The sequence below is a fragment of the Ferrimonas sediminum genome (assembly GCF_900100175.1).
GTDB classification, from domain to species: domain Bacteria; phylum Pseudomonadota; class Gammaproteobacteria; order Enterobacterales; family Shewanellaceae; genus Ferrimonas; species Ferrimonas sediminum.
The window spans coordinates 1-23,354 of record NZ_FNEM01000017.1; the positions used below are offsets into that span (position 1 = coordinate 1).

18 protein-coding genes are annotated in these 23,354 nt (G+C 53.9%); 13 read left to right on the plus strand and 5 right to left on the minus strand.

All coding sequences use genetic code 11. The features are described 5' to 3' along the window. Positions 1-114 precede the first annotated feature (114 nt). Entirely contained in the window at positions 115-711 is a 597-nt protein-coding gene (locus BLT77_RS15940; RefSeq protein WP_090367242.1) for a cold shock domain-containing protein, read from the plus strand. 327 nt (positions 712-1,038) lie between these two features. Further along, positions 1,039-2,913: a DUF262 domain-containing protein gene (locus tag BLT77_RS15945; RefSeq protein ID WP_090367245.1), complete on the plus strand. Its 1,875-nt coding sequence runs from the start codon at positions 1,039-1,041 to the stop codon at positions 2,911-2,913. An 88-nt stretch (positions 2,914-3,001) separates the two neighbouring features. Here the strand turns inward: BLT77_RS15945 and BLT77_RS15950 are convergent, their stop codons facing one another. Then, positions 3,002-3,361 carry a group I truncated hemoglobin gene (locus BLT77_RS15950; RefSeq protein ID WP_090367407.1) on the minus strand — a complete coding sequence of 120 codons (360 nt, stop codon included), beginning with the start codon at positions 3,359-3,361 and terminating at the stop codon, positions 3,002-3,004. Between the two features lie 329 nt (positions 3,362-3,690). On the opposite strand from BLT77_RS15950, the gene BLT77_RS15955 reads away from it, so the two are divergent. The 6 genes from BLT77_RS15955 (at position 3,691) to BLT77_RS15980 (ending at position 13,602) form a co-directional block, all read left to right on the plus strand. Further along, entirely contained in the window at positions 3,691-4,638 is a 948-nt protein-coding gene (locus BLT77_RS15955; RefSeq protein WP_090367246.1) for a carbon-nitrogen hydrolase family protein, read from the plus strand. A gap of 446 nt (positions 4,639-5,084) precedes the next feature. Then, positions 5,085-5,780: a 4Fe-4S dicluster domain-containing protein gene (locus tag BLT77_RS15960; RefSeq protein ID WP_090367248.1), complete on the plus strand. Its 696-nt coding sequence runs from the start codon at positions 5,085-5,087 to the stop codon at positions 5,778-5,780. Between the two features lie 161 nt (positions 5,781-5,941). Further along, positions 5,942-8,812, plus strand: a complete 2,871-nt coding sequence (locus tag BLT77_RS15965; RefSeq protein ID WP_176819349.1) for a molybdopterin dinucleotide binding domain-containing protein — start codon at positions 5,942-5,944, stop codon at positions 8,810-8,812. Between the two features lie 661 nt (positions 8,813-9,473). Continuing rightward, the gene (locus tag BLT77_RS20620) at positions 9,474-9,998 is read left to right on the plus strand and encodes a hypothetical protein (RefSeq protein ID WP_281241979.1); all 525 of its coding nucleotides are present in this window, start codon (positions 9,474-9,476) and stop codon (positions 9,996-9,998) included. A 226-nt stretch (positions 9,999-10,224) separates the two neighbouring features. Beyond that, positions 10,225-12,945 carry a thrombospondin type 3 repeat-containing protein gene (locus BLT77_RS15975; protein WP_143026658.1) on the plus strand — a complete coding sequence of 907 codons (2,721 nt, stop codon included), beginning with the start codon at positions 10,225-10,227 and terminating at the stop codon, positions 12,943-12,945. 3 nt (positions 12,946-12,948) lie between these two features. Next, on the plus strand, positions 12,949-13,602 hold the full coding sequence (locus BLT77_RS15980; protein WP_090367257.1) for an outer membrane beta-barrel protein: 654 nt from the start codon (positions 12,949-12,951) through the stop codon (positions 13,600-13,602). Between the two features lie 163 nt (positions 13,603-13,765). On the opposite strand, the gene BLT77_RS15985 is transcribed toward BLT77_RS15980, so the two are convergent. From BLT77_RS15985 to BLT77_RS15995, 3 genes are read right to left on the minus strand one after another with little or no spacing between them, the layout of a single operon-like run. Next, complete coding sequence (locus tag BLT77_RS15985) at positions 13,766-14,146, minus strand: DUF2784 domain-containing protein (RefSeq protein WP_090367260.1); 381 nt, start codon at positions 14,144-14,146, stop codon at positions 13,766-13,768. Between the two features lie 39 nt (positions 14,147-14,185). Then, positions 14,186-14,977, minus strand: coding sequence for an alpha/beta hydrolase (locus BLT77_RS15990; protein WP_090367261.1), 792 nt, complete (start codon positions 14,975-14,977; stop codon positions 14,186-14,188). A 48-nt stretch (positions 14,978-15,025) separates the two neighbouring features. Then, complete coding sequence (locus BLT77_RS15995; protein ID WP_090367263.1) at positions 15,026-15,574, minus strand: isochorismatase family protein; 549 nt, start codon at positions 15,572-15,574, stop codon at positions 15,026-15,028. 597 nt (positions 15,575-16,171) lie between these two features. Between BLT77_RS15995 and BLT77_RS16000 the strand changes: the two genes are divergently transcribed. The 5 genes from BLT77_RS16000 to BLT77_RS20085 all read left to right on the plus strand — a co-directional run bounded on the left by BLT77_RS16000 (position 16,172) and on the right by BLT77_RS20085 (position 21,416). Continuing rightward, positions 16,172-17,482, plus strand: coding sequence for a tyrosine-type recombinase/integrase (locus BLT77_RS16000; protein WP_090367266.1), 1,311 nt, complete (start codon positions 16,172-16,174; stop codon positions 17,480-17,482). Between the two features lie 132 nt (positions 17,483-17,614). Continuing rightward, positions 17,615-18,802, plus strand: a complete 1,188-nt coding sequence (locus BLT77_RS16005; protein ID WP_090367409.1) for an SIR2 family protein — start codon at positions 17,615-17,617, stop codon at positions 18,800-18,802. Next, positions 18,792-20,573 carry an ATP-binding protein gene (locus BLT77_RS16010; protein ID WP_090367267.1) on the plus strand — a complete coding sequence of 594 codons (1,782 nt, stop codon included), beginning with the start codon at positions 18,792-18,794 and terminating at the stop codon, positions 20,571-20,573. Before BLT77_RS16005 ends, BLT77_RS16010 begins: the two co-directional genes overlap by 11 nt. A 1-nt stretch (position 20,574) precedes the next feature. Further along, entirely contained in the window at positions 20,575-20,784 is a 210-nt protein-coding gene (locus BLT77_RS16015) for a KTSC domain-containing protein (RefSeq protein WP_090367269.1), read from the plus strand. A 2-nt stretch (positions 20,785-20,786) separates the two neighbouring features. After that, positions 20,787-21,416, plus strand: a complete 630-nt coding sequence (locus BLT77_RS20085) for an SLATT domain-containing protein (RefSeq protein ID WP_143026660.1) — start codon at positions 20,787-20,789, stop codon at positions 21,414-21,416. 63 nt (positions 21,417-21,479) lie between these two features. On the opposite strand, the gene BLT77_RS16020 is transcribed toward BLT77_RS20085, so the two are convergent. After that, positions 21,480-22,940 carry a replication endonuclease gene (locus BLT77_RS16020; RefSeq protein WP_176819350.1) on the minus strand — a complete coding sequence of 487 codons (1,461 nt, stop codon included), beginning with the start codon at positions 22,938-22,940 and terminating at the stop codon, positions 21,480-21,482. Positions 22,941-23,354: the final 414 nt, after the last annotated feature.

Here is a 23,354-nt window from a genome sequence, read left to right on the forward strand (position 1 = left end):
GTTCGCAAGGGCGACAGTGCGAACTGGATGGTATAGCAGAGGGTAAGAGTGTGCCCGGGTCTTGGCCTGGGCCGCCGATGGCGTACACTGATAGAAACACCGGGCTTGATCTGGATGTCCGGTATCGGTGAGGCTGAAACCTCGGGAGGCACCGTGCGACAGCAAGGGATATTGATTCGATGGAACGATAACAGGGGCTACGGCTTTGTCGAGCCAGACAACGGCGGCCCGGCGGTGTTTGCCCACATCAGCGAATTTCGCCAGCAGCGGTTGCGGCCAAAGATCGGTGACCGGTTGACGTATGATCTGGAAACCGGCGGGCCGAAAGGGCCGCGGGCCATTCGCATTGAGGCCGAACTGGAACCCGGTTTTCGGCCTGAATCGCGTCATCGATTCGCCCTGTGGTCACCGGCGTTTCTGGTGCTGGCGCTGGTCTCGGTTGGCAGCGCAGTCTGGACCGCCGACAAGTTTCTTATCCCGAGGTTGACCCCCGAGTCTTCAGAGCCGTCACCGCCCGATGACCCCGTTGCTCAGCCACAACCACTGCCCTCTTTTGCGCCCAATCCCGGGTCTTTCCAGTGCCGGGGCAAGCAGTATTGCGCCCAGATGGTCTCTTGCGCTGAGGCCACTTTCTATCTGCAAAACTGCCCGGACCAGTATACCGATGGCGACGGTGACGGGGTGCCCTGTGAAAGCCTGTGGTGCAACTAGGGAGCGAGTCCGTACCCCATTCAGCCCGTCGGGCAGCGGATATTTCCGCGGATGAACCGGCGCTTTGTTGATCTCGGCGAAGGGGGCGAATGCTCCCTTTTTTGTCTGACCCTGGTCCTGAGTGACAGAAAAGTTGAATGGCACCGGTGTGTTACCTGGCGCACTTGGCGGCGGTTTGGTTGTCGATAAATTTGGGCTTTTACGGCATGATGTCAGTAGTTGCTGGCCGGCTAACTGTTTGTGGTTTAACCCAAAAATTCGCTGATCAGCCGTGAGTCTGCCTCGTGTTCCAACAATAAGCCCCGACACCATCCAGGTACCCCGTCAATGAATAAGCAATCGCTCTCTGATCTGTTCTCCAGCACCCTGTTCAAGATTCCCGACTACCAGCGTGGCTACGCCTGGGAGAAGAAGCAGTGGCGCGATTTTGTTGAGGATCTCGATGCGCTGGTGACCGATGACAACATCCATTATCACTACACCGGCACCGTGGTGACCTACCAGGCCAACAACGACACCGTGACCTACTGCCGGCGGCCGGCAACCTTGGTGGATGTGGTGGATGGCCAGCAGCGCCTGACCACCACCTGCCTGTATCTGTCGGTGTTGATTCGCGCCCTGATAAAAGCCGGGCGGTCCGAGTATGAGCGTGACATTGCCGATTTTCTCTATGATGGCCTGCGCTGCAAGTTAACCCTCAACAACGACACCGGTGACCTGTTTCACCGGCTGCTGTCTGAGGGCCGGGCGCTGAAAGCGCCGACGACGCCGCACCAGCGTCGACTGTGCGAGGCCACCGATTACTTTCAGGCGCACGTGGACACGCTGCTGGCCGACTCCAGCAAGGGCACGCACTACCTGACCCAGCTGTTCGAAGCGATAACCGGTAAGTTAGTGTTCACCTCCTACACCATCGAGGAGGAGTGTGAAATCGGCATGACCTTCGAACTGATGAATTCACGCGGCAAGGAGCTGTCGGTGCTGGAGCTGCTGAAAAACTACCTGATGCACTGGGTTGCCCGTAACGGTGTCGCCGACGAGCGGGACGATCTGGCCAAGCGGGTCAACCTGGCCTGGCGTGACACTTACGGGTTTGTCGGCGAGTCGTCAGGCAACGAGTCACAATGCCTGCGGCTGGCCTGGACCTTGTATTGTCACCACCTGCCAAAGAACTGGAAAGGTTACGATGGCTTCAAGCAGCCACAGTACATACCGTTGCGTAATTTTGCTGTCGAAGGCCAGTCCGGCAGCGGTAAGACCAAGGCACAGACCAAGGCGTTTCTGCTTACCTTTGTGAAGGGCCTGCCGGAGGTGGCCCGGCACTACCAGGCTATCGTCAGCCCCAAGGCAGACAATACCGACTCGCCGGCCGAGCTGGCCTGGCTGCAGCGCATTAATAACAGCGGCAACATCGCCAACTTTTTGCCACTGCTGGTGGCCGCCCGCAGCCGCTGGCTGGCGGGCAGCGTCACCGAAGCCCGCTACATTGAGCTGCTGCAGGCGTTGGAGTGTTACGCCTACCGGGTGTTCCTGTTTGAAGGGCGGCGCAGCAACTCCGGCAGCTCGACTCTGTATCGCTGGGGTCACGAGCTGTTCAATCAGGCCGGAGTTGAGCTTGAGGCTATCATTGCCAAGATCCACGATCTGATTCGGTACTACGCCAGCGACAGCGCCTTTGCCGGGCAACTGAAACAGCCGGGTAAGTGGTACCACTGGCGCCGACTGCTGAAGTACACCCTGTTTGAATACGAACAGCACCTGATGGAGAGAGAGGGGAAGGGCAGTAAACCCAAAATCACCTGGGAGGAGCTGGCCCGCGACTCCACCCTTGAGCACATTCTGCCGCAGAACCCGGCCGAGGGGTCTCACTGGCGGGCGGTGTGGGATGAGGACAGCAGAGCCACCTACCTGCACGATCTGGGCAACCTGGTGCTGACCAAAGACAACGCCAGCTACTCCAATTTCGAGTTTCAGCGTAAGAAGGGTGCGCCCGGCGTCAGCCCCAGCTACAGCGATTCCTGCATTAAGCAGGAGCGAAAGTTGGCCCAGTATTCCGACTGGACTCCGGAGACTCTGAAACAGCGCCGTCAAGAGATGGAAAGCTGGATTCTAGGTCGCTGGCAGACTCGTTACCTGGCTGCGGCCACCGAAACGGACAAGCAGCTGGATAGCGAGATGCAGTTGGATGATGCCGAGGCGTGAGTCCGGGCCGGCACACTGAGGCGGGTGCCAGGGAGGCTGCAGGGCTCAATGTTGCATTGAGCCCTGCGCAGTGCTGCCGACGAATGCGCTAGATACGGACAATCTCTGGCTTCATGCTATACAGAACAAACAGCACTTCTTCTTTCTCTCTCTGACCGACCTCGTTTTTTTCCAGGGCTTCCAGCGCATCATCCAATACGGCTAAAAATTCGTCGCCACTGATATTCATCCCTTTATGAGTGGCTACCATATCCTTGCCTTTATAAACATTTGGGCCGCCGGTTCCGGCAATAAAAAAGGTTGCCGCACCATTTTTCAGGGCAGAAACATCACTGTTGGCATACCGTGGAGAGATGCTCGGGTTTGCCAAATGAATATCAACCAAATCACTCGCTATTTTAGTAATCCCTTCGGTACCGCCTAACCTTACAAACAGTGAACCAGACATCTGAATATCCCCTTTCTGTGTGAGCGACATTGAGGATAGTATAGTTTTAACACCTCGGTTTATTAGCCTTTAATATCATGCATATAGATATTATGGTTGCCTATTCGTGTGGCCAAGGGTTTCGCTTTTCAAAGCGACGGTAAGGTATAATGTCAGCCTATGCGGTCATTGGCAAAGTGTGTCCAGCCACGCCTGGGCAGTCATCGTAACCCGGGTGTCTGGTTATTCGGGGTGTCCGCCAAATATCAGCTGCTGGCGGGGCGATTTTTGCGTCTTGTAGGCAATGGACTAGGGTTAAGGATTAGCCCTTATCATGCCAGAGAGTCGACATGGAGATTACCGTAGCCATTAGCCAGAAGCCGCCGGTTGTGCTTGACCTGGAGGCGTCATTGCAGCGTGCCCTGGCCATCATCGAGGAAGCGGCGGAGCAGGGGGCCAGACTACTGGTGTTTCCAGAAGCCTATCTGCCGGGGTACCCCACCTGGGTGTGGCGACTTCGGCCCGGGGGAGACATGGCGCTGGGCAATGAGATTCACAGCCGCCTTCGGCAAAATGCCGTGGATATCGACAGTGGCGGGTTAGACGCCATCTGTGACGCCGCCGCCACCCACCAGCTGGTGGTGGTCATGGGTCTCAACGAGGTGGACAGAGCCTACAGTGGCAGCACCCTGTTCAACACCGTGGTGGTGATCGATGCCGATGGCACCATCGTCAATCGCCATCGAAAATTGATGCCGACCAACCCGGAACGAATGGTGTGGGGCTGCGGCGATGCCAGCGGCCTGCGGGTCGTGGAGACCGCCGTGGGCCGTATCGGCTGCCTGATCTGCTGGGAGAGCTACATGCCACTGGCCCGTTTTGCCCTCTATGGCCAGAATATTGACCTTTATGTGGCGCCAACCTGGGATTGTGGCGAGGCCTGGCTGGCATCGATGAAGCACATCGCCCGGGAGGGCGGCTGTTGGGTTCTCAGTACCGCCACGGCGATGGAGGGCAGTGACCTGCCCGACGACTTTCCCGGTCGGGAGCAACTGTTCAGCAGCGATGAGTGGATCAACGGGGGCGGGGCCGTGGTGGTTAAGCCTTCCGGTGCGGTAGCGGCGGGACCGATGCTTAATGAGAAAGCGATACTCTATACCCGCATCGATACCGGAGCGGCGGCAGAAGCCCGTAAGTCTTTGGACGTTAGCGGCCATTACCACCGGCCGGACCTTTTTTCCCTGCAGGTCGACCGCCGGCCCATGCCGCCGTTGGGGTTTATCGAGCCTGAGGATTGACGGCACTGCGACCACCTCTGCGGGTGCCGCTTTTGACGCGGCTCAGGCGGGCAGTTAAAACTGCGCCCAAAAGGGCTTTTGCCCCCATCCTAAAACGGGTGTCTGGTTATTCATATCATTGCGTATCAACTCTATTTGACAATATTCGATGGCGACTCTTGGTCAATGGTGTGTTGGTATCATAATCAGCCTTCAAGAGAGGGTTTTGTTTATTGATAGAGGTTCATTTGAAGTCACTTTTGGATACTGTCTGTTTTGGGGTTGAGTAATACTATTATTTATATAAAAAACGTATAAATATTACTTTGGCGCCACCACTTTGGGATATTTGAATCGCATTGTTAATGCTCGGGTTAATGAGATTTCTAGGCTGTGCCGGACATCGCAACTTAACTCACCGTTCCTCCCTAGCATAAGGACAACAGTTCATACCTATAGAGGTACCCATGTTAAATAGGCGTCAACTACTTCAACACCTGGGAGCGGGCTTTGCCCTCAGTTGTGTCCCCTACTCCTCCATTGCGGCAACCCATGGCGATGGCATCAAATATGGCATGGTGATAGATGTGCGTCGCTGTACCAACTGCCAATCCTGCCTGGTGTCCTGCTCCATAGAGAACGGGGTGCCACAGGGGCGCAGCCGAGGCTCGCTGAAGCGGATGAGCGTCCAACAGGACTCGCACCTGACGTCCTTAACCGTGCCGGTTCAGTGTGCCCAGTGTGACCGGCCCGCCTGCGTAGAGGCGTGTCCCGCCGATGCTACCGGAAAGCTGAATAATGGCATTGTTTACATCGACTACGATGCCTGTATTGGGTGTCAATCCTGCGTAGAAGCCTGCCCGTACCAGGCCCGGGTTGCCGATCCAAACTTTGAGGTGCCGCCGGAAAAGTGCAATTTCTGTTTACACCGATTAGAGGCCGGGTTGCTGCCTGCCTGTGTTGAATCTTGTATAGGTTCAGCCCGAGTCTTTGGTGATCTTAATGACCCTGACAGCAAAATTAATGCTCTTCTGAAAAATAACAAAATTTATACTCTGTTGAAGCAAGAAAATACTCAGCCCAATATTTTCTTCATCGGGCTTCCTGACACCTTGGATGAGCAGGCAATTATTACAATGAACGAAATGGAGTGGCAGAGGTAAATATGGTCGATTTAAAGAAAAGAAAGTTCATTAAGTCAGGCGTGGTCACCGCCGCAGCTGTACCGGTTGCCGCTATATCTGCCCCCAATGAAAAAGAGAAACTGGGTAATTTGAGTGGCACAAGTCTGCCTCCGGAGTTCACCATTAAGAGTGGCAAAATTGTGGATAACCCAGATATCAGGCTGGGCTTTGCCCGCTGCTGGGGGTGCTATGATAACTGCTCGATACGGGTTCGCATCGACAAGCAGAGCGATAAGGTACAGCGGGTTTCCGGCAATCCGTACTGTCCCAACAACAGGTACCGTCCGGAATCCCTTTCTACCTCGGTGGAGCAGGCCTTGGTCAAGCTGACTGAGCAAAACTCCCTGGATAACCGTGCCACCACCTGCGGTCGCGGCACCGCTGCCGGAGATGCGGCAAACAGCAAACAACGGGTCACCCAGGTATTAAAGCGGGTCGGTAAGCGCGGCGAGAGACGTTGGCAGTCCATCCCCTACGAACAGGCACTGCGGGAGATCATGCAAGGTGGCGACCTGTTTGGAGAGGGAAAGGTCGAGGGACTGGCAGCCATCCATCAACCGGATAAGTTAGCCAACCCGCAGGATCCTCTGTTTGGGCCGGCGTCAAAGCAACTGCTGATCTCCTATAACTCCGAGGTGCATATACGGACTTCGCTGCTGCGCCGCTTCGCCGGCCAGTACCGGGCTTCCATCGGTAAAAAGTCGGCCTATTGCGGTGCACAGCAACGGATAGGCATAAAACGGGTGTTCAAGTCCGCCATCTTCGGCGGTGCTGCCCATGCCCACCCGGACATTGACTTCGAAGCGGGCGCCGATGGCTGCCGGTTTGGGCTGTATATCGGTACCTCGCCCTCCAACTCCGGCAACTCCCTGAACGCCCTGGGGGCACAGCTGGCCCAGGCTCGGACGGAATACGGCTACGACTACGTGTGTGTCGACCCCATACTGAGGAACGCCACCACCTATGCAACGGGGGGCGAATGGTTACCCATACTGCCAGGCCGTGATACGCCTTTTCTATTTGGCCTGATCCGCCATATCTTTGAAAACCAGCTGTATAACAAGAAGCACCTGGAAAACACCACCGACGCTGCGGCCAGGCAGGATGGCGAGCTGCACCACACCAACGCCTCCTATCTGGTCATCCAAAACGCCGGGCATCCGCTGCAGAATCAATTTTTAAGAGACGATGATGGCGAGCCACTGGTGCTGGTGGACGGCCAGGTGAAACCGGTCATTGCCGCTCCCCATGGTGAGCTGTTTGTCGACCAGGAGATCGTCTACAACAGCGAGAAGCTGCATGTCATCAGCTCTCTGGAGTTGATGCGTCAAGAAACCTACAAGACACCAATGGCCGAGTATGCCGCCGCCACCGGGATTTCTGAGCAGAAGATTCGTGACATTGCCAACCGCTTTACCAGCCATGGCCGCAAGGCGGCGGTGATGCTGTCGACGGCGTCCAGCAGCGCCGACGGCACCGTCACCGGTTGGGCCACGGCGATGCTGAACCTGTTGATAGGCAGCCATCATGCCAAAGGCGGCGCCTGCTACTGGCACGGTCCGGTCAGTGGCTTGAAAGGCCCCTATATCCTCAACAGCGTCGAAGGGGGATTCGGCAAGGCCGACCAAGGCGTGTCACTGAACCGGGAGGGCAAATATGAACACTCCCGGGAGTACCACGACAAGGTCAAGCAGGGCATTAACCCATACCCCGCCCAGGATCCCTGGCCACAAACGGCACCGGTTCAGAATACCGCCGAGATGCTGACCAGCCATATCAACCAACGTCCATTCTCGTTAAAGGCCTTTATCAGCTGGCGGGCCAACGTGCTCTATGGTGCGTCCGGGTTACCCAGCGAAGTGTTCGACGCCTTTAAAGACCCCCACGGCGAGCACGGGATCCCGCTGGTTATCGCCATCGTCGATCAGATCAGCACTACCGCTGAGTACGCGGACTACCTCATTCCCGACTTTGTTCACATGGAGGAGATGGCCATCGATCGCCACTGGGGCAGCGAGCGCAAGGGGATCAGCGCTTCGGGTCGCCTGCTGGAGCCCAAGACAGAAAAGAACCAGGCGGGTCAGAATATCTGCATGGAGCAATTCCTTATTGATGTCGCCAAGACCCTGAAGCTCAAAGGGTTTGGAGAGAAAGCGATAAAGAAAACCGACGGCTCCTACGTGGATCTGCACAACGAACACCAGTGGGGCGCCTACATGCTGGCTAACTGCGCGGCCAATATTGGTGACGATCTGCCTCAGGCCTCGGCACGAGATCTGGAACTGTCCGGCGCCAAATATGGCATGCGCAACCTTTATCCCTATATTGGCGAGAGTGAATCTAAGCTGGTTGAGAGGCTGTTGTCCCGTGGCGGCTACTTTGATGAGTCCCCCCGTTACGACGGCGAGTTTCAGGCCGGCAAACCCGGGTTGTGCCTCAACGTCTATAACGAGGGGCTTACCGAAGGGATAAACTGCTATTCAGGGCAGTCGTTAAAGGGCTACCCAACCTATGCGCCAAACGCATTCTGGAATGGCGACCGTTGGGAAGATCACTGGCCAAAATCGGACTATCCGGTGTTGATGAGTTCTTACAAGTCGACCCTCAGGTCTCCCTGGTCGGTGTCCTACGATCGGACGGTTGAGTTTTCGCCGACCAACTACGTCTATATGCATCAACACACCGGGCGTGCCTTAAACCTGAAGGATGGCGATACCGTGACTGTCCGCTCCGCCATCAACCGGCCGGCCACGGGTACCCTAAAGTTGGTGAACGACATCGTGCCCGGAGCGATCTCCATTGCCACCGGCTTCGGTCACAGTGGCTATGGCGCCAACGACCTGTGGATTGATGGTCAAAAGCAGGCCGGAGACCCTCGTCGCGGCGCAGGCATATCCGTGAACCCCATCATTCCAACGGATCCAACCCGCACCGGACCGGCTCCGCTGGTCGATGTTCATACCTACTGCACCTGTCGGCACGGGGTGCCGGTGAAGGTCGAAAAGGTCTAGCGACCAAAGAGTACCTGCTCCCTTACCCACGGAGTGGGTAGATCAACAACGGTTGGCGGCTGTTCATACAGAGCACAGAGGGCCGCCAACCGCTTCTCACTTTTCAGATATCGGCGGCCCTGCCTACGTCGACACTTCCTGGGCGTCCATACACGTCTTGTTATCCTCCAAGGGGCCATGGGCGAGGGTTCCTGGGCGACTCTTTGCGGTGATTCACGACAGCCCCGGGCATCTCAAAGGCTCTCTTTCCACCGGGGACATTTTCGTGGTCGTTGTGAAGGGGGAGTTATTGAACTGAGAAGCTGAAATAGAGTTATTTTCTTTATCGTTACCCGCATAAAAACCAACATTTAAAACACTTGTTTACTTTTTGGGTACAATCTCATCTCAATGCTGTAACTTTATTTGGAGTGTAATCGACCATCGGTGGTGAGGTTTATTCATCTTCTCTGTTGGTTTGAATTTAATTTGTGATTCACATCGTAAGTGTTGTTCAAAGACGAATTGCCACAGGCCGATTGTTATTAATTGGCTTTGTGTGGTTCGACATAGGGAAACTCCACCACTTCTGTAGAGGTGTAAAATGAACGCAACGAAACAGCTTATCTTTGCTTTAAGTAGTCTCTCTCTTTTCATCGCATTTCCAAGCAGCGCCGATCAGGTGGTTTCTGACGATATGATCGTCAGTGGTTCACTGTGCGTGGGCCCCGATTGTGCCGATGGCGAGGTGTTCGATTTCGACAGCATCAAGCTCAAGGGCCCCGAGCCCCAGATCAACTTCGTCGATACCAGCGTAACGGCTTCATTTCCCACCAACGACTGGCGCATGGGCTCCAGCAACGACGCCGAGACCGGAACCGCCCTCTTTTTTGTCGATGATGTGACCAGCGGTGCCAGGGTATTGCAGCTGCAATCCGGTGAAACCGGCGGCGTCGCCCTCGGGGCCCGTTCGGCACTGGAGGCGGGAGCTATATCGGTGGGCAGTATCGGCAGCGAACGAAAAATCGTCCATGTTGCCGCGGGTACCGATGCCAATGATGCAGTCACCTTGGGGCAGTTCAACACCTTCAAGGTTGAGGCCGAGCAGAGCATGGCCAGCGACATTACCAGGATCAACACCAAGCTGGATGAGCTGACCGCGACGCTGGAGAGTCTGGCGACCCGGGTCGACCAACTGACCCCTTGAGTTTATCGCCATATTAACGCGGTGCTGCTCAATGCAATTGCAACCAGTTGTCTTGAAAAAGAGACCTAAGGCCACGGCAAACACAATCAACAGTTGGATTGGCCACACGAGCAACAGCCGCAAAAGATTTTCGATGAAGTCGGCCAGAATAGTTAAGGACGAAATCGTGAAAAGATGGAGCTTTATATCGGTGTCACTGGCTTTGAGCCTTTCGGTGACGCCCAGTGTGAGCGCAGATCAGATTATTGAAGAGAACCTGATTATCAATGGCGCCCAATGTGTCGGTTATGATTGCGTTAATGGGGAAGTCTTTTCAGGTGAGCTTCTGCGCCTGAAGGAGAACAACCTGCGCATCCGTTTCTTTGATGGCGAGCCCCTCGATGCCGAGGACCAGGGCTGGGAGGTGACCGCAAACAGCCAGTATAATGGCGGCGAGTCCTTCCTGGGTTTTGTGAGCCGCAACGATGATGTGGAGGAGGTTCAGTTCAGCGACGGCACCTACCGGTTCTATTACGACTGCTCGACCGTCCCCGGGACTTACACAGGGATACCAGTCACCGTGCCCGCCGGCGAGCCGATACTGGATTGGAGAACCTGTGAGCCGCTGCTCAATGTGATGCACAAGCCGGCACTGAGGCTGGGGCCCGCCTCTGATACCGACAACAGCGTCACCCTGGGCTACCACAGTGAGTTCAGTGTCGGCGCGGTGTCCGTGGGCAAGGCGGAGCTGCTGCGCCAGATCAAGCACGTCGCCGCCGGACTGGCGGAGACCGACCTGCTTATTCGCAAACAGATGCTCTCTCCCGCCCGGGTGCTGGAAACACGGCTCGATGCCCTCGAAGCTGAGGTTGCCGAACTGGAGCGGCTGGTAACCGCGGCGGAGAACAGCGATTTCGATGGTGATGGCCTCAACGATTATCTCGACAGCGATGATGATAACGACCTGATGCCGGACAGTTGGGAGAAGCAGTACGCCCTAAACCAGTTTGATCCCAGCGATGCCGCTGGGGATGCGGACAGCGACGGTGCCAGCAACCTGATGGAGTACCAGCAGGGGCTGGACCCAACCAACCCGGATACCGATGGTGACCAGGTCAGCGATGGCGAGGACGTCTTCCCGCTGGATCCCGAAGAGTCTGTCGACAGCGACGGCGATGGCATCGGCAACAATGCCGACCTCGATGACGACAACGACGGCATGCCGGACCTTTGGGAGCTTCAATATGGCCTGAATCCGCTCAGCGGTGCCGATGCCCATATCGACAGTGACGGCGATGGCATGACCAACCTGGAGGAGTTCAATAACGGCCAGAGCGATCCCACTCGGGATACGGTCGCCCCGGAGATCGCGCTGGATGGCGAGCTGTGGTTTGATGCCACCGGCCTCTATACCGAGATCGAGGCAGGCACTGTCACCGCCCATGACTTTAAGGATGGCGATCTGCCGGTGTCCCGCATCCAGGGGCAGGAGCGACTGGCCCCCGGACGCCACCTGTTCAAGTACCGGGCGACCGATGCCGCCGGCAACACCGCCGTGGTCGAGCAGGCCATCAATGTGCGGCCGCTGATCGATTTTGCCCAGGATCAGACCATGTCCGAGGGCAGCGCCGTTGCCGTGCGGGTCTTTCTGAATGGCGATGCGCCCATCTATCCAGTTATCGTCCCCTACAGTGTCGGCGGTAGCGCCGTGTTCGGTGAGGATCATGACCTGGAGGATGGCGTGGTTGTGATAGAGGCTGAGCGGCAAGGGGTGATCCTGTTCAACACCCTCACCGATCAGGTGCCGGAGCTGGATGAGGTGATCACGCTGACGCTGACCGATCCCGATGAGGCGCTGAACCTGGGCACCAAGCTCGAGCACCGGGCCACCATCCGCGAAGGCAATATCCCCCCTGAGATCCGTTTGAGTGTATCCCAGGACGGCGAAGCCCGAAGCTGGATCGCCCTGGACGGGGGACCGGTAACTGTGTCCGTTGAGGTCAGCGATGCCAACCCGGGGGACAGCCACCGTTTCGACTGGACACTGCCAGCGGAGTTGGCGCCGGCTCCCCAGGAAAGCGATGGCTTCAGCTTCTTTGCCGATCAACTCACCGTCGGCGCATACCGGCTCGCCGTCACCGTGACCGACTCGGGTGCGCCCGCGCTGGCGGACTCGGCCAGCCTCGACCTGGTGGTGAAGGCGGCGCTTCCCACTCTCGGCGCGCAGGTGGACTCTGATGGCGATGGCATTCCCGACGCCGTTGAGTCGTTCAAGGACAGTGATGCCGATGGCGTTCCGGACTACCTGGACAGCGCCGAGCATGGCACTAACGTGATCAACCAGCGCGCCATTGAGGCCAACCTCAACCTGCTCGAGTCTGACCCGGGTACCCGTCTTACACTGGGTAGCCTGTCCCGTTTGACCGAGCATGTTGGCGTCCAGCTGACCGAGGAGGATATGGCGGAGGGTTCGGCTGCCATTGGCCAGGACTCCCTGGTTAATGTGGGCGGTGTGTTTGACTTCGAGGTGCACGGTCTGCCGGAACCGGGTCAATCGGTGCAGGTGGTGATCCCCCAGCGCCAGCCGATTCCGGACTATCCCACCTACCGCAAGTTCCTGCCGGGCTTTGGCTGGAGCGGCTTCGTCGAAAACGCGACTAATGGCCTCGCGTCTGCCCAGGGGCTGCCAGGCTACTGCCCACCTCCGGGCGACGACTCCTATCGGCAGGGGCTGACCCCGGGAGATTGGTGTGTGCGGCTGACCATCGAGGACGGCGGCCCGAACGACCACGATGGCACGGCCAACGGCAGTGTCGAGGATCCGGGAGGCGTAGCCCAGATGCAGTCCATCGATACCGATATCACCGTCAGCGGCAGTGGCGGTACCTTGAACTGGTTTATCGCCCTGTTTGCCCTGGCTGCATTGTGCCGTCGCAATCTCGGCCACCAAGTGAAAAGGAGGGGTTGAGCAATGGAAAATCACAACAAGAGTTTCTTGGTCGCCATCGCGCTGCCGCTGGTTAGCGCAATGTTGTTTGTGCCGGTTCGGGCGTCGGCAGATGAAAGCCCCTGGAGCTTTACCGTCGGCGTCGGAGCCGTCACCAGCGATCTCCAGGCGGGGGCCATCAACGATGAGCTGGCCGCCCTTGGGCACCAGGTGTCGGTCTATGATATCGATGACGACAGAACTGGCTTCAGTGCCTGGGTCGGCTACCAGTGGAGGAAGAACCTGCGCTTCGAGGTCGGCTACCTGGATTACGGCGATATCACCCTCTCGGCGTCCGGCCAGGCTGCCGACCCGGAGGTGTTCAAGCGGGATCTGGCCGATACCCTGCCTCTGTCTGGGCATGGTGTTGCGGTCACCGTTCGCCCCGGTTATGACCTCACCGAACGCCTTGCCGTCTATGGCCGGGTTGGTCCCTTCTTTTGGAAGGGCAACCGGGATGTGGAGGGGTTACCCTCCATCGACGACTCGGATGATGGGGTCGACTGGTTGATCGGTGCCGGAGTTGAGTGGCGGTTCGCCCCCTCCTGGGCCATCGGCCTGGGGTGGGACCGGGGCCACTTCGACAGTGATGAATCCGACATGTTCTCACTGTCGGTGACCTACCGCCAACGCGATTAGGCCTGTCGATGGTTAACCCGGCAACAGCATGAGTTGCCGGGTTGCCATCTCCCCGCCGCCAACAGAGCCTTTCCAAAAATCACAGCTCCCCCTAACCCACCTCGATTGGGCCTGAGGGCCATGCCGACACAGCCTTTCCCAATCTTCGGGTGCTGTCAAAGAGTTAGTGCCGAGACGACGGCTTAAAGAACAGCCGATACAGCACCAGGGCGTAGATCAGCAGGTTGATGCCGAGGGCGATGCTGCCGAACAGCAGTTGCAGGTCCAGACTCAGGGCGGGGGGGTAGATAAGGGGCAGCAGGTAGTGTTCGATAAAGCCGCCGTCAAATCCTTTTGCGCCGGAGGCGGCCCTCAGGTCGTTTTCCAGCGGCGTCAGTGGGCAGATCCAGCCCATATAGCCGATGGCGATGGCCCAGATCGCCGCCGGAAGATGCAGCAGCCACAGCCGACGGCGCCACAGCAGCAGCAGCCCGCCGAACAGGGCGAACAGGATAAACAACAGGTGCAGAACCAGTATGGTGTCCGCCGCCAGCCGGTAGAGCATGTGCGCCTCCTGTGCTGCCTCTCCGGGATAAGGCTGGTGTTATCTGCCTGAGGTCGGAGAGGGGCCCGGCCCCTTCTCCTCCATGGCGTCCCTCAGTGCCTGGCCGTATTCGGGAAACATCGACAGGGTATTGTGGCCCGCCCCCTCTATCACCCGGCTCCAGCGCAGGCTCGGCTTCATCGCCTCCATCAGTGCCCGGGTACGCTCCATCGGCACGATCTCGTCGCCCCCGGCGATGATCACATAGCTCGGGGCGGAGATTTTCGGCGCCAGTGCGGCGGCGTCGTAGCGATCCCGCATCAACAGGGCGAGGGGAAACATCCAGTAGTGGGGACGGGCCAGCGCCAGGGCGCTGTCAAACGGGGTGATCAGCACCACCCGCTCCACCGGCCGGTGGGCAGCCACCTGCACCGCGACCGCAGCCCCCAGGCTGCGCCCCATCACCGCCACCTTCTGGTGTTGCTGCCGCAGCTGGTCGAACAGAAACAGGGCATCGCCATACAACCCCTGCTGGGTGGGGCTGCCGTCGCTGTTGCCGTAGCCGCGGTAGGGGATCAGGTAGACGCTGTGATCCTGGAACCAGTGGCGGAACTGGGACAGGTTCTGCTCCACTTGCTCGCCGTTGCCGCCAAAGTAGAGCAGGGCGTTGTCCCGCCCCGGGTTAGCAACCCAGCCCCTCAGAGTCAGGCCGTCGTGGCTGAAGCTCACCGCCTGGGCCCGGTTGACCGGCAGTGGCGGGGTGGGAAAGTACTGAAAGCGACGTTGGGCCAAAAACAGCCAAAGGCACACCAGCAGATAGGACAGAACCAGGGTCAGCAGCAGGTGTTTCATTGTGCCCCCCATGGCTGAATCGGCGCCGCCAACCCAGCCACTCCGTTTCTAGTCCACATGGGCTTTGACAAGCGGCAGAATCTCCTTGAACTGCTCATGCAGCGAGGTACCCAGCAGTTCGTACAGGCACAGCTCCAGGGTGGTGATACCGGCGCCGATGTCGCGGCACTTCTCCAGGGCCACCTGGGTATCCAGCTGGTGGCGGGCACTGACGGCATCGACGATTACCTCAGCCTCGAAGCCGGCCTCCACCAGGCCGCGAGTGGTCTGATAGACACAGATGTGCGACTCGATGCCGCACACCAGCCACTGGCTGCGGTCGGTATCCCGCACCACCTGCTCTATGGCCTCATGCTCGATGCCGTTGAAACTGGTCTTGCGCAGCGGTGATTGTGGCAGTTTCTCCTGCAGCGCCTGCACCGTTGGCCCCAACCCCCTGGGATACTGCTCCAGGGTGACCACCGGCATCTCCAGCAGCTCTGCCGCCCGGATAAGCAGGCTGATGTTGGCCACCACCTTGTCATTGTCGTGGACCTGTTTGGCTAGCGAACCCTGAACATCCACCACCAACAAACCACAGCGAGCTTGTTCCAGCATGGTTTTCTCCTTTGGTTGATGCCTGATCCCGGCGGCGCAGGCAATGAGAACTATGCAGTAAGTATGGTTGCAAATGAGCAAGTTGGCATTGCCAACCTTGATGCCGGAGGCGCTTTGGCATCCCCTTCAGAGGCTGCCGGCTCAACAGGTTTTACCGTGGGGGGAGGGAACACTGCTGCTAGCGGTTTGCCCCGCTTTCATGGCTGACGGATTCGTCACAATGGTGATCTAACGAACCGGAGAGGCAAAGTCGATAGGGATTTACGTTACTTCCCTTACTGCGGCGAGCGCCACAGCTTCATCTCCCCGAACGGTTTCGGCCCAAGATGAACAAGAGAAGTGGCCTCCCCGCGAGGAAGCGGTACAAGAATGTTGCCAGAATATCGGGTATTGAATTGCTTGGGGAAAAGAGGTGATATGGCCTCCCCACAGGTAGGATTTGACTAAGTTATTCTAATTTAAGTGAAATGCACCAAGATTAATGCTCTTTAATAGTCATCGACTTAAGTCTATTTTTGTCTAAACGTTCTTTAACCACTTTTATCGAAATTTGCTAAAAATTACGGTCAAGGGCGGGATTGGCGCGGGACAGAAATCATGCAAAAACGACATTTGAACTTCACCAAAAAGGCACTGGAGCAGCTTGAACCAGAGCCGCGACGGTATCGGGTTTACGACCGCGATGGCTACGAGTCATTGCCGGGCTTAGTGCTGGTGGTAATGGCGAACGGCAAGAAGATGTTTCGCTATCGGCGCAAACTCAAGGGCAAGGATCTCGAAGTCACCATCGGTCAATTTCCAGCGACAACCATCGATACTGCAAGGCGGGTTGCTCGAGAGCTGGCGAATGAGGTGAGCCAGGGACAAAACCCGAACTCTCGAAAACGCCAGGAACGGGAACAGGAGAAGTTTGCCCTTACCATCGGTGAACTCTACAAGGCCTACATTGCCGAGTTTGAACTTCGGATAAGAACGGGTGAGCGAAGACCTAAATCCCTGCAAGACGTTAAGTACAACTGGAATAAACACCTGCGGGCTCGATTCGAGAACGTCAAAGCCGAAGACTTAACCGAAGACCACGCGAAGCAATTTCTACGGGCGTTGATGGCGAAGCACTCTCCTTGGGTGTACAACAAATGCCTCACGGTACTGAAATCCCTATTTAGCGAGTTAGAGCATCAGCCACTGCGCCGAATCAAAAAGATTCCCAATACCAAGCGAGAACGAGTACTCAACAGAGAGGAACTCGACCGACTGTTTGAAGCGATGAAACCGGAGCCACAGATTTACCAAGATGTGGTGATGGTGCTGCTACTGACAGGCCAACGAAAAAGCTGTGTGTTCAGCATGGAGTGGACAGAGATCGATCACCACAACAAGGTATGGCTGATTCCCATCGGTAAGATGAAAGCCAAGCGAGCCCATGCGGTACCGCTTACCGATAAGGTGATGGAAATCCTAAAACGGCGAAGTGCCGAGGCAGAGCCAAACCAACCTTACGTGTTCCCATCGGATAGAGCGGGTTCGGGCCATATAGTCGAGAAGACGGGTAAGCTGGGCTTCTGGCATCGAATTACCACCAGAGCAGGGCTACGCAGTGAAGATCGCAACCATACAGTAACCATTCACGACCTACGCCGCACCATTGCGACTTGGAATATCGTAAGGGGCGGGACGTTACAGGCATCGAGCAAGTTGCTGGGGCACAGCGACTTGAGTATCACGGCGAGTACTTATGCGCATTTGCAGCTGGATCAGGTTCGACAAGAGCTGTCTCTACTGAGTAATGATATGGTGGGCTCGAGGAATCAAGATGTGCCTACTAAAGTATTATCTGAAGAGTTGCGTAATCTAAGCAGAGAGGAAAAGGTAGTTCTGATAGCGGAACTGGGACGATCTCTTATGTAAATGATGGCACTTCTCTTTGTTGGATGGCCTTGAATCTCATCATGTTTTTTTGCAATCTATGGGGTAATGTTTACTAGCGGAACCTCTACGCAAAGTGATTCAGGTTCAGCACAACAAAAGAGAATAATGTTCATGACCGAGTCAGTGCATAACCCTGACCAGTATATGTATGACTTCATGCAGATATTGACTCATGGTAGAAAGAAAGTTGGCTTATTAATTGGTGCTGGTGGTCCTGTAGGTATTAATGTCGCGGCGGAAAGTGAAGCGCACAAGCCTCTAATTCCTGACATGAAAGGCTTGATGAATATAGTTTTAGATACACTGGAAGGTGATAACCTACAAGCCTTTAAATCCATCATGTCTGAAAGAAATACTGAAAATATTGAATATATTCTTTCTCATATACGTTCACTAGCCTCAGTAATTGGGAATGCCGAAGTTCATGGATTAAATGGGGCTGGTTATGATTGCCTTTCCGACAAAGTTTGCAAAGTAATAAAAGAAGTTGTTAATAAAGACCTCCCTAAAGGTGATAATCCATATTCTCAACTTATTTCATGGGTTAATGGAATAAAACGAGATCATGCAGTTGAAATATTTACAACAAATTATGATTTGCTTTTCGAAGAGGCGATGGAAAGAGTTAGGACTCCATACTTTGATGGATTCTCTGGATCTAAGGTGGCGTTTTTCGATCCGTCTACAATTTCGAATAATGATTTACCTTCCCGGTGGATAAGGCTTTGGAAACTCCATGGTTCCATAAACTGGGCAAAGAACGAAAATCATGAAATTGTTCGTGGGAGTGGTGAACGAGAAGGAACAATGGTTTACCCTTCTCACGTTAAATATGATCAAACTCAAGCGGCCCCTTATTCATCCTTGTTTGAAAGATTGAAAGTGTTTCTCTTGGAACCAGATTCGGTTCTGATTGCTATTGGATTTTCGTTTGCTGATATGCATGTGACTGCAAAAATTAAGGAGTGTCTATCAGCAAACCCAACTTCAGCACTGCTGGCTTTTCAGTATAATACTCTGGATTCAGAGTTTTATTCAGTAGAGTTGGCAAAAAGCACTCCTAATGTCAGTGTCTATTGTAGAGATGGAGCCGTTATTAACGGAATTTCGGCATTATGGAAAATTGGCGATGATCCAACAAAAAATTGGCGGCTTATTAGAGGTGAGTATTGGGGCGGAGATAAATTTTTGCTAGGTGATTTTGTGAAGTTTGCTCCTTTCTTGGCAAAGTCAGGTGGATCGAGAGGGATTGTTTCGAATCATGATACTAACGATATAGGAGAAAAAGATGGAATCTAAATCAAAGGAAACCTATCTTGGCTCTGTTATATCTGTATCAGGGGTTTCAGTTAGTATAGAACTAACTCAGAATGTTAGATCAGGCTTGCTTATTATTGATGGACGTACTCACCGAATAGGACTTGTGGGTAGTTTTATAAGAATACCTCAAGGTTATAATGACTTATATGGTATTATTTCAGAGACATCTGAAACAATGAGAGATGATAACCTTATTGATTTTAAGGAAAGAAGGTTAATTAAGGTTGAATTGGTTGGTGAGTCAGTGGGAACTGACTTTGAAAGAGGGATAAGCCAATTTCCAAGTATCGGTGATGAGGCACACTTAGTAACAGAAAATGACCTTAAAAAGGTTTACGGCACTATCGAGTCTGGTCAGGTAGATATTGGTCGATTATCTAGTTCTGAAAGTATAAGAGTGGGTGTTGATCTAAATAACTTGGTTAACAGGCACTCAGCTATACTAGGATCAACTGGCTCGGGAAAATCTACTAGTGTATCCAGCTTGCTGCGCTCGTTAGTAGAAGGAAGTGACGGTAGCATAGAAAAAAAGTCAGCTAGAATAATTATCTTTGATATTCACGGTGAATATTCAAGTGCTCTGGGAGATATAGCTAATGTGTTCACTACGGGAAGTAGTGAAGTTGAAAAGCAACTATACATTCCATTTTGGTGTGTTAACCCTGATAGTCTTATTGACTTTTTATGTGGAGCTAATGAGAGACTTAAAGGTAAAGCTAGAGAATTGATCCTTGAGGATAAAGTCAGTTTCGCTATCAAAAATCCTGAGTTAGGGATAGAAAAAGACAAAGTGACAGCTTACTCTCCTTTGCCATACAGAATAAAAAATGTCTGGTTTAAGTTGTATTGTGAGGATAATATCACCTGGGAAGACAACGGTAGAACAACTCCGGCAATTGAGAGTGAAGGTGATCCAAACAATCTTATCGTGCCTAGGTATAGACCACCTGGAGCTGGGTCATCTCCACCATTTAAAGGGGGGAAAGGGGATTACAGTAAGAGTTTGGAACAGATGAGATCTAGACTGCTGGATAAGCAGTATTCTTTCCTGTTTGAACCTGGTCTATTAACACCAAATGAAAATAATGAAATTAAAAACGATCTGTCTTGGCTGTTAGAAAGTTGGATTGGAACTGTTAAGCCAGTTACAATTATTGACATGTCTGGTATGCCATCAGAAAGATTAAGCCTTCTATTGGGCTCTCTACTTGATATGGTTTTTGAGGCTGCCATTTGGGGACGAAACCTTCCAGATGGAATGAAAGAATCCCCTGTGCTACTTGTCATGGAGGAGGCGCACAGATATCTTTCAAACGATAAATCTGGATTAGCTAAAGAAATGGTGAAAAGGATTGTTAAGGAAGGTAGAAAATTTGGTGTGGGTTGCATGTTAGTCAGTCAAAGGCCCTCAGAAATTGATGAAACAATATTGTCTCAGTGTGGAACACTTTTTTCTTTAAGAATAAATAATGCAACTGACAGGTCTAAAGTTAAATCTTCTATGTCAGATGGACTATCTGGATTGGTGGATGCGTTGCCAATTTTAAGAACTGGAGAAGCAGTTGTTGCTGGTGAAGCAGTAAAGATTCCAATGCGGTGTAAGTTTAAATTGCCGAAGCAAGGACGGTTTCCTGATAGTAAGGACCCGATGGTTGCTGAAAGTTGGATTAAGAATAAAGGAAAATCCGATTTCAGTGATTTGATCAGGGCTTGGAGAATCCAAAGCCCCATAAATAATGAGGAGAAATAGTATGAATAGAGTTCCGGTAGCATCTTCAAATGTCGCTTCAATAGGATTTGATGAGGAAAGTTGTACCTTAGAAGTAGAGTTCAACAATGGAAGTGTTTATCAGTACTTTGATGTTCCTAGTTACTTACACTCTGAGCTCATGTCCGCAGACTCGGTTGGTTCATATTTAGCTAGGAACATCAAGGGATCATACGGCTATCAGCGGGTATAGTTATGTTGGGCAAGTTTTTGATTTGGCTTTGGCATTTTTTCTTCTTTCCAAAAAAAGAAGATACGCTGCCTGAGAAGTGTCAAGTGACGGATCAAAGTTCGTTAACGCAAAACTGGATTGATAGGCTTGGAGACGCACAGGTAGGCCATTATAAGTGTTCTGAAAGATTATACACTTACGCAAATTGGTCAGGAGTAGCGTTGATTTGTTCGACTACAATTGTAACTGCTTCGCTATTCCTACATGATTTTGGTGGTAACCCATGGGTAGGGAAGTATATTATCCCTGCCATAAGCATTATTGCTGCTATTCTTTCTGGCGTTGTTTCATTTGTCAGATTTGCTGAAAGAGCTGAGTTGCATCGTGCTGCAGCAAGTCGATACGGAAAATTAAGAAGAGAGCTTGATCAGATTGGTATTCTATCTAATAGATTATCTCCTGAGGAATATTCAGCTAAATTAGAAAAGCTAAGGTTAGAGTGGGAATATATCTCTGCTGATGCGCCACTAACAAGAAGGAACGCAATTCCTAAACGGATTAATTCCAGAAGTCGAGATAAAACCGCCAATTTAAATTTGGTTCATGCGGGAGGGTTGGCAGAAAATAGCGATGTATCTAAACGTAATGCCTAAATTTATTTGTGACATGTTAGAAAGGCTTTACCTTAGGTTATTTGGAGAATCATTACGGTACAGTTATTTACAGTACTCCAAGTGGAGCGGGCTTCGCCCGCTCCCGTCTCCCTGCCATTGACTGCTATTCACTACCGTCCACTGTCTGATTCGGGTAATTATCTTCATTCCCGATACGATTAGCCCTTTGAGTCGTACCAGTACTTCTCCCTCGTAGAGGCTTTGCGCTAGTTCTCCCGTTTCCTCGTCTAGCAGTTCTTCGTAATAGGGCTTGGCGGGGCGCTGGCGTCTGGGAAGAATTGCGCCTCCCATCGCTTCGGTGAATCCCTGCCAGTTCGAGGCATCGGCACTGTCGGCGATAGGTTGCGACTGTTTGGGGAGGGATAGGCGCTGGGCTTCAGTCAAACGCCTGGCCTCACGCCAGACGGTGACGGAAGCACCACCGATTTGCTGAAACTGCCGGATACCCCAACAAGTGGCCCAGGCATCAACTCTAGCGGCGGTTTCCTGAGGTCGGCGGCCATGGCAGCCATCATCCAGATCGCTACCGTCGATGTTCTTAGACACGTACTTGGCAATATAGCCGGTGGCGCTGCCCTTGCTGTGGTCGATGTTTACCACTTTGAATCTGTGCTCTTTGGCTCCGGGTTCGTCCCCATCCTCGGCAAAGGCGTAGTCACGGAAGATGGTCAGCAACTCCTCTTTCTGCTCTGCGGGAGCAAACAGCAGCAGATGCCAATGCGGGGTGCCGTCGTGGTGGGGCTCGCACACACGAAATCCATAAGGCCGTATCTCTCGTTTGTGCAGGGCCGAGCGGATGCGGCTGAACAGTTTGGTTAGGTACTCCTGCCCCTGCTTGGGATTGTAACCGGCCCAGCGGGGGTTGTGGTCACCAGAGCGAGACAAACAGCAGTGGTATTTGGAGGGGCAGGTCAGAGTCAGGAACACGCCTTCGTGGCCCGCATCTAGGGCGCAGTCTTCAAAGCCTCTGGCTCTGACCATCAACTCAGCTTTGCGTATTCTCGGGTTGGAGACATTCAGTGAGGACAGTGAAGCCAGCGAGAATACCTGACCTTCATCGTTCTTGAGGAAGCAGTTGTGCAGCATCGACCAGTTGCGAGAAATCTGCTGTTGCCGAAAGGCGAGGGTGGGGTCACTGACATACAGCCCCTTTACCTTGGAGACCATCCCTAAGTGCTGCTGTACCATCTCCTGAGTTTGGATGACTGCCCGGCGCAGAGATCTCAGCCACCAGTGTTTACAGCATAATCGGCGTATTGCGGGGCCATAGTCCAACTGACCCGCTTTCAGCGAGCCCTCCTCCTTACAGTCGTCAGCCACGCTGTCAGGCGGGTCTATCTTGTTTGGCTTGGGTGGAATCAGGTTAAATCCATCGGTTAGTTTGATCAGTAGTTGATAGATCTGCGCCGGAGAGCTGTCAGGGTTTCGAGCGATAATCCGCTTGGCGTGCTGGGCACTACTCTTTGCCCTTGGTTCAATATCGTGCTCGGTCCAGCTCAGCACGTTGGAATCGAAATATTGGCCTACTAGCGTTTGAATTTTATTGCTGGTGCGAAGGAGAGACAGGTTTGCCTCTCTTCGGGTTTCGCAGCCTTGATAATGCCTCATCAAAGGCCGGTGGCAATTTACAGGCAGTGGTGCCAGCATGCGGGATACAAACTGGCGGTCGTGGGGATTAACACAAGGCATAGAACACCTCCCGAACCAATTGGCTTCCCTGATCGGTTAGCACGACTTGGCCCCATTCAACGTCGTGAAATCGCACCGACAGTTCGGAGGTGAGTCCCAAGGATTTTAGCTTTGCAAAAGAGCGCTTGGAGACTTTGTGGGGGAAGAGATCCAGACCGGAGGATATGTGGCCCTTAGTTCTAGGGTCTCTGCAAATAAACACCTGGTTGCCAACGTACAGATAGGTTA

Excerpts from the sequence above, each read along its gene's own strand:
- BLT77_RS15940 (WP_090367242.1), top strand. The coding sequence starts at position 115 with ATGTCCGGTATCGGTGAGGCTGAAACCTCGGGAGGCACCGTGCGACAG.
- BLT77_RS15945 (WP_090367245.1), top strand. The coding sequence starts at position 1,039 with ATGAATAAGCAATCGCTCTCTGATCTGTTCTCCAGCACCCTGTTCAAG.
- BLT77_RS15950 (WP_090367407.1), bottom strand. The coding sequence starts at position 3,361 with ATGTCTGGTTCACTGTTTGTAAGGTTAGGCGGTACCGAAGGGATTACT.
- BLT77_RS15955 (WP_090367246.1), top strand. The coding sequence starts at position 3,691 with ATGGAGATTACCGTAGCCATTAGCCAGAAGCCGCCGGTTGTGCTTGAC.
- BLT77_RS15960 (WP_090367248.1), top strand. The coding sequence starts at position 5,085 with ATGTTAAATAGGCGTCAACTACTTCAACACCTGGGAGCGGGCTTTGCC.
- BLT77_RS15980 (WP_090367257.1), top strand. The coding sequence starts at position 12,949 with ATGGAAAATCACAACAAGAGTTTCTTGGTCGCCATCGCGCTGCCGCTG.
- BLT77_RS15985 (WP_090367260.1), bottom strand. The coding sequence starts at position 14,146 with ATGCTCTACCGGCTGGCGGCGGACACCATACTGGTTCTGCACCTGTTG.
- BLT77_RS15990 (WP_090367261.1), bottom strand. The coding sequence starts at position 14,977 with ATGAAACACCTGCTGCTGACCCTGGTTCTGTCCTATCTGCTGGTGTGC.
- BLT77_RS15995 (WP_090367263.1), bottom strand. The coding sequence starts at position 15,574 with ATGCTGGAACAAGCTCGCTGTGGTTTGTTGGTGGTGGATGTTCAGGGT.
- BLT77_RS16000 (WP_090367266.1), top strand. The coding sequence starts at position 16,172 with ATGCAAAAACGACATTTGAACTTCACCAAAAAGGCACTGGAGCAGCTT.
- BLT77_RS16005 (WP_090367409.1), top strand. The coding sequence starts at position 17,615 with ATGACCGAGTCAGTGCATAACCCTGACCAGTATATGTATGACTTCATG.
- BLT77_RS16010 (WP_090367267.1), top strand. The coding sequence starts at position 18,792 with ATGGAATCTAAATCAAAGGAAACCTATCTTGGCTCTGTTATATCTGTA.
- BLT77_RS16015 (WP_090367269.1), top strand. The coding sequence starts at position 20,575 with ATGAATAGAGTTCCGGTAGCATCTTCAAATGTCGCTTCAATAGGATTT.
- BLT77_RS20085 (WP_143026660.1), top strand. The coding sequence starts at position 20,787 with ATGTTGGGCAAGTTTTTGATTTGGCTTTGGCATTTTTTCTTCTTTCCA.